Source organism: Kineococcus arenarius subsp. arenarius (assembly GCF_050871845.1).
Lineage (GTDB): Bacteria > Actinomycetota > Actinomycetes > Actinomycetales > Kineococcaceae > Kineococcus.
The window spans coordinates 1-12,222 of sequence record NZ_JBJLSE010000002.1 but is presented as its reverse complement, the minus strand read 5'-3'; the positions used below and the strand labels follow the sequence as shown (position 1 = coordinate 12,222).

Below are 12,222 nucleotides of genomic sequence, written 5' to 3'. Positions count from 1 at the left end.
GGTCGCCCACCCTGGCACGCGCGCGTCGCCCCCGGGCGCGGATCCGGCGGAAACCCCCCGCACGGGTGCCGCGGGGGGCACCGCCCGGGCGTCCCCGGCGGCCGTAGGGTGCGGTGGTGAGCCTGCCCGACCGCGCCTTCGCCGCCGTCCTGTTCGACATGGACGGCACCCTCGTCGACTCCACCGCCGCCATCGCCCGCTGCTGGACCACGTGGGCCGTCGAGCACGGCATCACCGCCGAGGCGCTCGTCGCCGCCGGCGGGCACGGCCGCCCGGCCGCCGAGGTCGTGCGGGAGCTCGTGGCCGCCGAGCACCTCGAGCAGGCCGCCGCACGCATCACCGAGCTGGAGATCGCCGACGTCGACGGCGTCGTCCAGCTGCCCGGGGTGCCGCAGCTGCTCGCCTCGGTGCCCCCCGGGCGCTGGGCCGTGGTGACGTCCTGCAGCCGCCCCCTGGCCGACGCCCGCCGCCGCGCCGCCGGCCTGCCCGAGCCCGCCGCCCTGGTCACCTACGACGACGTCGCCCGCGGCAAGCCCGACCCCGAGTGCTTCCTGCTCGGTGCGCACCGCCTGGGCGTGGACCCCGCCGACTGCCTCGTCGTGGAGGACGCCCCCGCGGGCCTGGCCGCCGCGCGCGCCGCCGGCTGCGCCACCCTCGCCGTGCGCACCACCCACCCCGACGGGCCGCTGGAGGCCGACGCGGTCGTCGAGCTGCTCTCCCACGTGCGCGCCAGCGCCGACGCCGGCGGCGTGCGGGTGCGGGTGGACGCACCCGGGGCCTGACGCCGGGGCGCGACGCCGAGGGTGCGACGCCGGGGGTGTAACGCCCCGGGCCGGACCGGCGATGACACCGGCGGACCCGGTCGCTGCCCGGACCCCCGAGCGGGCAGCGACCGGGTCCTCGCACGTCCGCGGCCGGCCGGCCGAGGCCGCGGCGGCTCCGGGCCCCGGGCCCGAGGCGCTCGGCGGTAACCTCCCTGCATGCCCACCGCTCCGGCCGCGCACGTCCCCCGCCCGTTCGGGGCGGTGCTGTCCGCGATGGTCACGCCCTTCAGCACCACGGGTGCCGTCGACACCGACCGCGCCGCCGCCCTGGCCGAGCGGCTCGTGGCCGAGGGGCACGACGGCCTGGTCGTCAGCGGCACCACGGGGGAGTCGCCCACCACCTCCGACGCCGAGAAGGACCGCCTGCTGCGCGCCGTCCTGGAGGCCGTCGGCGACCGCGCGCACGTCCTGGCCGGGGTGGGCACCAACGACACCGCCCACACCGTCGAGCTGGCGCGGGCGGCCGAGAAGGCCGGTGCCCACGGGCTGCTCGTCGTCACCCCCTACTACTCCAAGCCCCCGCAGGCGGCGCTGGAGCACCACTTCCTCTCCGCGGCCGACGCCACCGGCCTGCCGGTCATGCTGTACGACATCCCCGGCCGCTCCGGTGTGCCGATCGAGACCGAGACCCTGGTGCGCCTGGCCGCGCACGAGCGGATCGTGGCCGTCAAGGACGCCAAGGGCGACCTCGCGGCCACCTCCTGGGTCCTGGCCCGCACCGACCTGGCCTACTACTCCGGCGAGGACGTCCTGAACCTGGCGCTGCTGGCGCACGGCGCCTCCGGCGTCGTCAGCGTCGTCGCCCACGTCGCGGGCCGCGAGTACGCGGCGATGGTCCGCGCCGTCGACACCGGCGACCTGCCCGCCGCCCGCGCCCTGCACCTGCGGCTGCTGCCCGCCGTGCGCGGGATCATGAACCGCACGCAGGGCGTCGTCGCCGTCAAGGCCGCCCTGGAGCTGACCGGTGCGCTGCCGCACCGCGCGGTGCGCCCGCCGCTGCTGGCGGCCACCGCCGAGGAGGTCGCGGCGATCGCCGCCGACCTCACCGCCGCCGGGCTGCTGCCCGGCCCCATCGACACCTGGTCCACCCACCCCACGGACGCGGCCGCCCCGGTCGCAGGAGGAGCCGCATGAGCCACCCCCACCCCGAGCTGCCCACCCCGCCGCCGCTGCCCGACGGCGCCCTGCGCGTCGTCGGCCTCGGCGGGCTGGGCGAGGTCGGGCGCAACATGACGGTGTTCGAGCACCGCGGCAAGCTGCTGGTCGTCGACTGCGGGGTCCTCTTCCCCGAGGAGCACCAGCCCGGTGTGGACCTCATCCTCCCGGACTTCAGCCACATCGCCGACCGCCTCGACGACATCGTCGCCCTCGTGCTCACGCACGGCCACGAGGACCACATCGGCGCGGTGCCCTACCTGCTGCGCTCGCGGCCGGACATCCCCCTGGTGGGTTCGCAGCTGACGCTGGCGCTGATCGAGGCCAAGCTCAAGGAGCACCGCATCCGCCCCTACACCCTGGGGGTGAAGGAGGGGCAGACCGAGCAGCTCGGGCCGTTCTCCTGCGAGTTCATCGCGGTGAACCACTCCATCCCCGACGCGCTGGCGGTCGCCATCCGCACCGACGCCGGGATGGTCCTGCACACCGGCGACTTCAAGATGGACCAGTTGCCGCTGGACGGGCGCATCACCGACCTCAACGCCTTCGCCCGCCTCGGCGACGAGGGCGTGGACCTCTTCTGCGTGGACTCCACCAACGCCGAGGTGCCCGGTTTCACCGCCCCCGAGCGCGACATCGGCCCGGTGCTGGAGCAGCTGTTCGGGCGCGCGGAGCGGCGCATCGTGGTCGCCTCCTTCTCCAGCCACGTGCACCGCGTGCAGCAGGTGCTCAACGCGGCCGACGCCCACGGGCGCAGGGTCGCCTTCGTGGGCCGCTCGATGGTGCGCAACATGGGCATCGCCGCCGACCTCGGCTACCTGCAGGTGCCGCCGGGGGTGCTGATCGACCTCAAGCAGGTCGACGACCTGCCCGACGACCGCGTGGTCCTGATGTGCACCGGCTCGCAGGGCGAGCCGATGGCGGCGCTGTCGCGCATGGCCAACCGCGACCACCGCATCTCCATCAGCGCCGGCGACACCATCGTGATGGCCAGCTCGCTCATCCCCGGCAACGAGAACGCCGTCTTCCGCGTCATCAACGGCCTGACCCGCCTCGGCGCCACCGTCGTGCACCAGCAGAGCGCGAAGATCCACGTCTCCGGCCACGCCAGCGCCGGTGAACTGCTCTACTGCTACAACATCCTCAAGCCGCGCAACGTCATGCCGGTGCACGGCGAGTACCGCCACCTGGTCGCCAACGCCGAGCTGGCCGTCAAGACGGGCGTGCCGCGCGAGCGCGTCGTCATCGCCGAGGACGGCGTCGTCGTCGACCTCGTCGACGGCAAGGCCAGCATCACGGGCGCGGTGCCGGTGGGGTACGTCTACGTCGACGGCTCCAGCGTCGGCGAGATCACCGAGGCCGACCTGAAGGACCGCCGCATCCTCGGCGAGGAGGGGTTCATCTCCATCTTCGTCGCCGTCGACTCCGTCACCGGCAAGGTCGTCTCCGGTCCGGAGTTCAACGCGCGCGGCTTCATCGGCGACGGCGACGACCGCTTCGCCGGGATCAAGTCGAAGGTGGAGGCGGCCCTCAACGAGGCCTCCACCGGACCCGTCGACACCCACCAGCTGCAGCAGATCGTGCGGCGCACCGTCGGCAGCTGGGTCAGCCAGAAGCACCGCCGGCGCCCGATGATCGTGCCGGTGGTCGTCACCGCCTGACGCCCCAGCACCACGCACGGCCCGCGACCGCCCCCGGTCGCGGGCCGTGCCGCGTCCGCCCGGTGCCGCGTCCACCCGGTGCGGCGTTCAGGCGTGCGCCGGGTTCACCAGCCCCAGCCGCGGCGCGAGCCGAGCTCGCGCACCGCCCGGTCCAGCGCCGCGGCCACCCGGGAGCGGTCGGTGTCCGCGTGCGACAGGCGCAGCCGGCTCACCACGTCGCGGCCCTCGGTGAGCAGCCCGCCGCGGCGGTCCGCCTCCAGCACCACGTCCACGCCCTGCGGGTCGGCCAGGAAGGTGACCTCCAGCTCGTTGACCCGGCGCGCGCTCGCGGGCGGGGCGAACTCCAGCTCCTGGTAGAACGGCAGGTCCGAGCCGCGCACCCGGCCCTTCTCCACGTCGGCGTGCTTGAAGCGCCAGCCCAGGGAACCCAGCGCGTCGACCACTGCCTGCTGCACGGGCAGCGGGGCGACGGTCACGGAGTCCAGGTCGCCGGGGTCCACGGCACCGGCGATGACCAGCTTCGTGACGACACCCACGTGCACGCCGCGCAGGTGCCAGCCGCCGATCGCCGTCACCGGCGTCTGCCACGGCAGCTGCAACGCGAACGGCAGTTCGCTGCGCTCGCCCGGCACGGTGGTGAACCCCGCGCCGACGCGGGCGCGGGCGAAGACGACGTCCTCGCGCCACTCGGAGTCGCCGCTCTCCACCTCCACGCGCGCCTGGAGCCCGACGACGACCTCCTCGACGTCCTGGGCGACGGACCCGCCCACCACGACGACCCGGCCGCTGACCGTGCCGCCGGGCTGTGCGACGTCGCGGTCCAGCACCGTGTCCACCGAGGCGGCCCCCGCGCCGAAGCGGGCCATGAGGTTGCGCAGCGCCATGTCGTCCTCCCTCCGCGGGCCGCGTCTCGGCCCCTCCTGCTCGACGGGCGGGGAGGGGAGCGCGTTCCCGGCGCGCGCCCGGCGGCGGGCTGCGGCACCGTGGGGGCATGACCGTTCGACCTGCCACCGTGGAGATCTCGCTCGTGCGTCCCGAGGACCGCGAACGCGCCGGCGACCTGCTGGAGCGGCTGCGCGAGGCCCTGCCGGAGCTGTCCGCCACCCCGGGGCCCGACGCGCGGGGGCCGCTGACGCGCACCGACGACGGCTCGGGCCTGACCGCCCGGGTCCAGGTGGAGGCCGAGGACGACGCGAGCGCCGAGCAGCGCGCCCGTGCAGCGGTCGTCGCCGCGCTGGGCCGCGTCGGCTTCGCCGACACCGACTACCTCGTCGACGTCGTCGTCTGACACCTCCGCCCCGCACCTGCGCCGCGCTCGGCCGGGACGCTGCCGGGAACGTCGCGGGGGTGCGGTGGCGGACCACCGCACCCCCGCGACACCGGCTCAGGAGCGGCGCTTGCCGCCCGCGAGCCTGCTGACGATCTTCTGCACGGCCGCGCCCTTCAGGACACCGGAGATCAGTCCCACGACGACCCCTCCTCTCGTTCGAACCGCTGGTGGCCCTTCACGTACCCCGCGCCGCCGGGATCATGCGCGCAGAACCCCTCAGCCCTCCTCGCGCGACTTCCGCGTCTCGCGGTCGTCGGCCTTGCGGATCGCCTGCACCAGCTCGTCCTTGTTCATCGAGGAGCGCCCGTGCACGTCCAGGCGCCGGGCGACGTCCATCAGGTGCTCCTTGGTGGCGTTGGCGTCCACCCCGCCGGCGGTCTCCCGGTCGGTGTCCCGCCCTCCCTCGGCCTGCGCGTCGGAGGGGCCCTTGCGACCCTTCGGCTCCCAGTGGTCGCCGACCTTCTCGTGCGTGTGCTTCAGCGCGGCGTAGGCGGTCTGGTGCGCGCGGCGACCGTCGCCGTACTCGTCCTCGGCGTGCTCGAGGGTCTTGGCGTAGGTGCGCTGCGCCTTGGCGTCGGAGCGGGCGATCGTGCTCGGCAGGTCCTCGGGGTCGGGGTTCTCCTTCTTCTCAGCCATGCTGGAGGCTTACCCGCACCGGGGAGCGCCGAACCGCGGTACCGCGCCCGGGAGCCGCCGAGGAGGCCGCAGTGGACCGCACCCCGATCGACGTGACCGTCCCGCTGGTGCCCGGGCGGGTGCCGCTGTACCCCGGCGACACCGAGCTGGTCGTCGAGCGGCACCAGAGCCTCGCGGGCGAGGGGGCGAACGTCTCCCGGCTGACGTTCTCGGCGCACTGCGGCACCCACGTCGACGCCCCCGTGCACTTCCTCGACGGTGCCGGCGGAATCGAGACCGTGCCGCTGGACGTGCTCGTCGGCCCGTGCGAGGTGGTCGACGCCACCGGTCCGGAGGGGCACCTGGACGCCGCGGCCGTCCGGGCCCTGGAGTTCCCCGAGGGCACCGAACGGGTGCTGCTGCGCACCCGCGGCGGCGTCCTGTGGGACGGGCCGGCCTTCAGCGAGCGCTTCCCCGGGTTGACCGGCGACGGCGCCGCCGCGCTCGTCGAGCGCGGCGTGCGGCTCGTCGGGATCGACTACCTGTCGATCGCCCCGTTCGACGACCCGGCGCCGGCGCACGAGGTGCTGCTGCGCGCCGGTGTCGTGGTCGTCGAGGCGCTCGACCTGCGCGCCGCGGCACCGGGACCGTACGAGTTCACGTGCCTGCCCCTGCTCGTGCCCGGTGCCGACGGCGCCCCGGCCCGCGCGTTCCTCGTCCCCGCGCGAGGTGCGCCGCCGGGGTGCGGCGATCGGGTGTGAGGGTGCGCCGCGGGGGGAGGGGACGCGGTGACGTGCGGCCGCCGTCCTCGACGAGGCCGAGGACGCCCAGCGCACGGCCGCGGAGCACTTCCGGTGCGCCTTCGGCACCGCCGGGCCCACCAGCCGACCCGCCGCCCCGGTGACCGGTCGAACACCGGGGCGGCGGCCCGTGCCGGGCCGTCAGGTGCGGGGCGAGAGCTCGAACCGCGGCCCGACGTCGGTGGTGCTGGTGTCGGGGACCTCGCGCAGCAGGCTCGGCTCGGCGTGCACCAGGCGGTGCAGGGAGGTCGTCACCTCCTCCAGGTCGAGCCCGGCACGACGTGCGATCTCGTGCGCCTCGGCGCCGCCCTCGGGCGATTCCAGCGTCGCGACCACCTGGTACACGGTCGCGTCGTTCCCGCTCAGTTCCTCCGGGGTCATCCCACAGCCTCCCGTCCGCACCGGCCGGCGTCCCGGTCGACCCGGCCGCGTGCGCCCGATCCTCGCGTTCGCGTCCAGGGCCCGCCACCGCTGGCGGCCCCTGGACGCGAGCCCGGGTGTTCTCGGCCGTTACGCTGCGAACGGCCCGCCCGGCGGGCCCGGAGACCCCCTCCGCAACGTCGCAAGGAGAGGAACGCCGTGGTGAACCACGCCGTCGCGTCGAACGTCGAGGCCGTCTACGAGGACGTCGTCCGACGCAACCCCGCCGAGCAGGAGTTCCACCAGGCCGCGCGCGAGGTGCTGGAGTCCCTGGTCCCCGTCCTGCAGCGCCACCCCGAGTACACCGAGCTGAAGACGATCGAGCGGATCTGCGAGCCCGAGCGGCAGGTCATCTTCCGGGTCCCCTGGCAGGACGACCGCGGCGAGGTGCAGATCAACCGGGGTTTCCGGGTCGAGTTCAACTCCGCGCTGGGCCCGTACAAGGGCGGGTTGCGCTTCCACCCGTCCGTGAACCTGGGGATCGTGAAGTTCCTCGGCTTCGAGCAGATCTTCAAGAACGCCCTCACCGGCATGCCGATCGGTGGCGGCAAGGGCGGCTCCGACTTCGACCCCAAGGGGCGTTCCGACGCCGAGGTCATGCGGTTCTGCCAGTCGTTCATGACCGAGCTGTACCGGCACCTGGGCGAGCACACCGATGTGCCCGCCGGGGACATCGGCGTGGGGGCCCGGGAGATCGGGTACCTCTTCGGCCAGTACAAGCGCATCACCAACCGGTACGAGTCCGGCGTCCTCACCGGCAAGGGCCTGACCTGGGGCGGGGCGCGGGTGCGCACCGAGGCGACCGGTTACGGTGCCGCGTTCTTCGCCTCGGAGATGCTCACCGCCCGGGGGACCTCCCTGGAGGGGCGGACCGTGGTCGTCTCCGGCTCGGGCAACGTCGCCCTCTACGCCGTGGAGAAGGTCACGCAGCTGGGTGCGAAGGTGATCGCCTGCTCCGACTCCGGCGGGTACGTCGTCGACGAGGGCGGCCTGGACCTGGGGGTGCTCAAGCAGGTCAAGGAACTGGAACGCGGCCGGCTGACCGACTACGCCGAGCGCGTCCGCTCCGCCCGCCACGTCGCCGGCGGCTCGGTGTGGGACGTGCCCTGCCACGTCGCGATCCCGTCGGCCACCCAGAACGAGCTCGACGGCGACGCCGCCGCACGGCTGGTGCGCAACGGGTGCGTCGCCGTCTCCGAGGGCGCGAACATGCCCTCCACCCCCGAGGCGCTGGAGGTGTTCCGGCAGGCCGGGACGGCCTTCGGCCCGGGCAAGGCCGCCAACGCCGGTGGCGTGGCGACCTCCGCGCTGGAGATGCAGCAGAACGCCTCGCGCGACAGCTGGACGTTCGAGCACACCGAGGCGAGGCTGGAGCGGATCATGCACGACATCCACGCCCGCTGCGCGCAGGCCGCCGAGGAGTACGGCGCACCCGGCGACCTCGTGGCCGGCGCGAACATCGCCGGTTTCGTCCGGGTGGCGGAGGCGATGCACGCGCACGGCCTGGTCTGAGGCGCCGGCCGGGGTCCCGGCCCCGGCCGGCGGCGTCAGCCGGCGGGGGAGAGCAGGAGCAGCGCCGCGCCGTGGGCGGGGACCTCCAGCTCCAGGGCGCCCTCCGTGCGTGTCGCCGCGGTGCCGGCCCACAGGTCCCGGGCGAGCACCCGGCCGGTGACGCCGAGGTCCGGCAGGGGGAGCCGCAGCGGGCCGCTCGCCCCCTCGCCCAGCCAGAACACCGCCACGTACGTCCCCCCGTCCGCCGCGCGCGCCGTCCACACCACGAGCTCCTCGTCGCGCAGGAGCTCGTGGTTGTGCGTGCTGGAGCGCAGCACCTCCAGCACCGCGTCGTTGGTCAGCAGGGCGTGGGTCTCGGGAGGGGTGTCGGGCAGGTGCCCGCCGAACACCAGCGGCGAGCGGGCGATGCACCACAGGGTCACCAGCGTGCGCTGCTCGTCGAGGGTGAGGCGGCTGAGGCGGTCCTCACCGCGCTCGGCCCGGATGCCGATGCGGCCCAGCGGCAGCATGTCCAGGTCCGCCCAGCCGCCCGGTCCCTGCAGCGGCGCCCACCGAGCGGCGCGCTGGAACTGCTCGCGCACGTCCTCCCACCGGTCCCACAGGTCGTCGCTGACGCGCCACACCTGGGCGTTCTCGCGCAGGTGCTCGGCGCGCGCCAGCGACAGCCGCCGGCCGGGGGACAGCGACAGCACGATCCCTCGCCCGCTGCGGCGGATCGCCTCGGCGTACGCCGCCACGTCGCGGTCGTGGTACGGGTGCAGGACGTCGTCGAGCTTGAGGTAGTCCACGCCCCAGGCGGCGAACTGCGCGACCTGCGCGTCGTACCAGGCCTGCCCGGCGGGGTGGTCCAGGTCGACACCGACGTTGTCGGGGTTCCAGGCGCAGTCGTCCTGCGGGACCGCGACGTCGCGGGCGGTGGCGTCGGTGCCCAGCACCGGCAGGTCCAGCTCGACGGCCCTGCGCGGGATGCCGCGCATGACGTGCAGGCCGAAGCGCAGCCCCCGCTCGTGCACGGCCGCGGCCAGCGGGGCGAACCCGGCCCCGCCGGCGGCGGAGGGGAAGCGGTTCGGGGCGGGCAGCTGCCGCCCGTGCGCGTCCAGCACCGGTTCGGACACCGGCCGGTACCCGCCGGCCCGCGTCACCGGCTCGTACCACTGGATGTCCACCACCACGGTGTCCCAGCCGTGGGGGAGCAGGTGCTCGGCCAGGTGGTCGGCGTTGGCGAGCACCTCGGCCTCGGTCACGGTGGTGCCGAAGCAGTCCCAGCTGTTCCAGCCCATCGGTGGGGTGGGGGCCAGGACCCCCGCGGCGGGGTGGGGCGCGTGCTCGGGCACCGGTGCTCCTCGTCGTTGACGGCGTTCGGCCCGGAGCCTACGGTTCGAGGCGGGAAAAGGCTTTCACGACGCGTGCTCGAAGGAGAGACGATGGTTCAGCGCCGCTACGGCCTCGTGGGGTGCGGTTCGCGCGCCCGGATGTACGTCGGTGCGATGACGGGGGCGCACGCCGCCGACGCCGCGCTGGTCGCCCTGGGCGACACCAACCCCGGTCGCGCGCAGTTCCACCGCGACGCCGCCGTCGCCGCCGGTGCGCAGGCGCCCCGGCTGTTCCACCCGGACGAGCTGGAACGCGTCATCGCCGACGAGCGCCTGGACCGGGTCGTCGTCACCTCCCCCGACCACACCCACGCCGACCTGGTGTCCCGCTCCCTGCTGGCCGGCGCCGACGTCGTGGTCGAGAAGCCCCTGACCACCGACGCCGACGGCGCCCGGCGCATCGTGGACGCCGTGCGCCGCAGCGGCCGCTCCGTCGTCATGACGTTCAACTACCGGTACTCCCCGCGCAACACCGCCCTCAAGCGCGTCATCGCCTCCGGCGGCATCGGCACCGTCACCTCGGTGCACTTCGAGTGGGTGCTGGACACCAAGCACGGCGCGGACTACTTCCGCCGCTGGCACCGCCGCAAGGAGAACTCCGGCGGCCTGCTCGTGCACAAGGCCTCCCACCACTTCGACCTCGTCAACTGGTGGATCGACGACGAGCCCCGGCGCGTGTTCGCCAGCGGCGGCCTGCGCTTCTACGGGCCGAAGAACGCCGCCGCCCGCGGGCTGGGCCCGCGCCCGGCCCGCGGCACCGGCGGCGACGCCACCGACCCCTTCCAGCTGGACCTGCGCAGCGACGAGCTGCTGGAGGACCTGTACCTGGACAACGAGCAGCACGACGGGTACCTGCGCGACCAGGACGTCTTCAGCGGGGAGATCGACATCGAGGACAACCTCTCCCTCGTCGTGGACTACGCCGGCGGGCCGTCCATGTCGTACTCCCTCAACGCCCACGCCCCCTGGGAGGGCTACACCGTCGCCGTCAACGGCACCGCCGGGCGCGCCGAGCTCACCGTCGTCGAGCGCGGCGCCGTCACCGCCGAGGCGTGGCTGGACCCCAGCGCCGTGCCCGAGGCGCGCGACGAGCGCGACGAGCGGCCCGTCTCCGAGCGCCTGCTCGTGCAGGAGCACTGGGGCACCGCCCGCCGGGTGCCCATCGAGAACGGCGAGGGCGGGCACGGCGGCGGCGACGTGAAGCTGCTGCGCGACGTCTTCGTCGGCCCCGGCGAGGACCCCCTGGGCACCCCGGCCGACTACACCGACGGCGTGCGGGCCGTGGCCGTCGGGATCGCCGGCAACGCCTCCCTGGCCACCGGCCGGGCCGTGCCGGTCGAGGAGCTGGACCTCTGGGGCCGCGCGTGACGCGCGGCTGAGCGGCGGCCGCTCAGCGCGGCGCGGGCGGGGCGACCAGCCCCGCCGCGCCGCGCGCCGCCGAGGACAGGGCCCCCTCCAGCGGCCCCCGCCCGGCCGCCAGCTGCCACGCCGTGGCCAGCGCCACCCCCACCAGCACGTGCGCCGCCAGCAGGGCCGGGCTGTCCCCGGGGGCCGCCGCCAGCGCCAGCACGTGACCGGTGTAGACGGACAGCGGCATCGACCCGAACGCGGCCACCGGCCGCAGGAACCGCGTCGCGGCCGCCGGCAGCACCAGCGCCGCGCCGAGCACCACCAGCGCCGTGCCGGAGGTGTGCAGCAGGTCCAGCGGCGCGCCCGAGTGCGGCTCCGCCACCGCCAGGAACCACGGCGAGGCCGTGGGCACCGTGCCGTGGAACGTCCACCACGGCGTGCCCGGCGCCACGCCCAGCTCCGCCAGCCGCGCCAGGCCGCCGCCCGGCCCCAGCAGCAGGGCGCTGACCACCCACGCCCCCGCCGCCAGCACCAGCCCCGTCCCCAGCAGCCGCAGCGCGGCCGTCACCCCGGTCAGGCCCGCGCGCGCCACCGCCAGCCCCAGCAGCAGGTACCCCGTCCAGCCGATCACCGGGTAGTAGCCCGTCAGCAGCAGCGTGCGCAGCAGCCCGAGGGGGTGGGCCAGGTCCAGCAGCGTGGGCTGCTGGTACGTCGGGTCCAGCGCGTACGCGCCGCGCAGCGCGAAGCCCACCAGCGGGCCCGCGACCAGCCAGGCGCCGGCCAGCACCGCCAGCCGCCGCGCCGGCCACCACAGCACCGGCAGCACGACCACGAACGCCACCCCGTAGTAGGGGAGGATGATCGCGACGCGGCTGCCGGCGCTCACCAGCGCCAGGCCCAGCAGCGCCACCAGCAGCCCGCGCACCGCGATCCCCGCGCGCGCCGCGGTGCGCGAGCGCGCCACGGGCGGGGTGCGGCGGGTCGACAGCCCCAGCGACACCCCCGCCAGGACGGCGAACAGGCCCGAGGCGCGCCCGTCCGCCAGGTCGTACAGGGCGCCGGACAGCCCCGGCGCGTCCTCCGGCAGCACGTGCGCGGCCATCATCCCCGCGATCGCCACCGCGCGCGCCAGGTCCACCCCCACGACGCGGGCGGGGGTGGCGGTGGGGGAGGGGGAGGGGG

Annotated in this window: 12 protein-coding genes; 7 read left to right on the top strand and 5 right to left on the bottom strand. The window is 75.3% G+C overall.

Annotated elements, in window-relative coordinates; all coding sequences use genetic code 11:
- The first annotated feature begins 116 nt into the window (after positions 1-116).
- The 3 genes from ACRYM0_RS00910 (at position 117) to ACRYM0_RS00900 (ending at position 3,640) form a co-directional block, all read left to right on the top strand.
- Positions 117-782: an HAD-IA family hydrolase gene (locus ACRYM0_RS00910; RefSeq protein ID WP_432501207.1), complete on the top strand. Its 666-nt coding sequence runs from the start codon at positions 117-119 to the stop codon at positions 780-782.
- A gap of 198 nt (positions 783-980) precedes the next feature.
- Positions 981-1,958 (top strand): 4-hydroxy-tetrahydrodipicolinate synthase, encoded by a 978-nt coding sequence (dapA, locus tag ACRYM0_RS00905; protein WP_432501205.1) that lies wholly within the window; start codon positions 981-983, stop codon positions 1,956-1,958.
- A complete protein-coding gene (locus tag ACRYM0_RS00900) occupies positions 1,955-3,640 on the top strand; it encodes a ribonuclease J (RefSeq protein WP_432501203.1) in 1,686 nt (561 codons plus the stop codon). The genes dapA and ACRYM0_RS00900 overlap by 4 nt, the downstream gene beginning before the upstream one ends.
- A 104-nt stretch (positions 3,641-3,744) precedes the next feature.
- Here ACRYM0_RS00900 and ACRYM0_RS00895 read toward each other — a convergent pair whose 3' ends face one another.
- Positions 3,745-4,524, bottom strand: a complete 780-nt coding sequence (locus ACRYM0_RS00895) for a sporulation protein (RefSeq protein WP_432501201.1) — start codon at positions 4,522-4,524, stop codon at positions 3,745-3,747.
- Positions 4,525-4,631: 107 nt separating this feature from the next.
- Between ACRYM0_RS00895 and ACRYM0_RS00890 the strand changes: the two genes are divergently transcribed.
- On the top strand, positions 4,632-4,928 hold the full coding sequence (locus tag ACRYM0_RS00890) for a hypothetical protein (protein ID WP_432501199.1): 297 nt from the start codon (positions 4,632-4,634) through the stop codon (positions 4,926-4,928).
- A 258-nt stretch (positions 4,929-5,186) separates the two neighbouring features.
- Here the strand turns inward: ACRYM0_RS00890 and ACRYM0_RS00885 are convergent, their stop codons facing one another.
- Positions 5,187-5,606: a ChaB family protein gene (locus ACRYM0_RS00885; RefSeq protein WP_432501198.1), complete on the bottom strand. Its 420-nt coding sequence runs from the start codon at positions 5,604-5,606 to the stop codon at positions 5,187-5,189.
- 71 nt (positions 5,607-5,677) lie between these two features.
- On the opposite strand from ACRYM0_RS00885, the gene ACRYM0_RS00880 reads away from it, so the two are divergent.
- A complete protein-coding gene (locus tag ACRYM0_RS00880) occupies positions 5,678-6,346 on the top strand; it encodes a cyclase family protein (RefSeq protein WP_432501196.1) in 669 nt (222 codons plus the stop codon).
- A 180-nt stretch (positions 6,347-6,526) separates the two neighbouring features.
- On the opposite strand, the gene ACRYM0_RS00875 is transcribed toward ACRYM0_RS00880, so the two are convergent.
- On the bottom strand, positions 6,527-6,766 hold the full coding sequence (locus tag ACRYM0_RS00875; RefSeq protein WP_432501194.1) for a hypothetical protein: 240 nt from the start codon (positions 6,764-6,766) through the stop codon (positions 6,527-6,529).
- Positions 6,767-6,967: 201 nt separating this feature from the next.
- Between ACRYM0_RS00875 and gdhA the strand changes: the two genes are divergently transcribed.
- A complete protein-coding gene (gene gdhA, locus ACRYM0_RS00870; protein WP_432501192.1) occupies positions 6,968-8,317 on the top strand; it encodes an NADP-specific glutamate dehydrogenase in 1,350 nt (449 codons plus the stop codon).
- A gap of 35 nt (positions 8,318-8,352) precedes the next feature.
- Here the strand turns inward: gdhA and ACRYM0_RS00865 are convergent, their stop codons facing one another.
- Positions 8,353-9,597, bottom strand: a complete 1,245-nt coding sequence (locus ACRYM0_RS00865; RefSeq protein ID WP_432501456.1) for a glycoside hydrolase family 27 protein — start codon at positions 9,595-9,597, stop codon at positions 8,353-8,355.
- 144 nt (positions 9,598-9,741) lie between these two features.
- On the opposite strand from ACRYM0_RS00865, the gene ACRYM0_RS00860 reads away from it, so the two are divergent.
- Positions 9,742-11,058 carry a Gfo/Idh/MocA family protein gene (locus ACRYM0_RS00860; RefSeq protein ID WP_432501190.1) on the top strand — a complete coding sequence of 439 codons (1,317 nt, stop codon included), beginning with the start codon at positions 9,742-9,744 and terminating at the stop codon, positions 11,056-11,058.
- A 22-nt stretch (positions 11,059-11,080) separates the two neighbouring features.
- On the opposite strand, the gene ACRYM0_RS00855 is transcribed toward ACRYM0_RS00860, so the two are convergent.
- Positions 11,081-12,222, bottom strand: a 1,142-nt coding sequence (locus ACRYM0_RS00855) for a heparan-alpha-glucosaminide N-acetyltransferase domain-containing protein (protein ID WP_432501188.1), incomplete at its 5' end; no start/stop codon positions are given.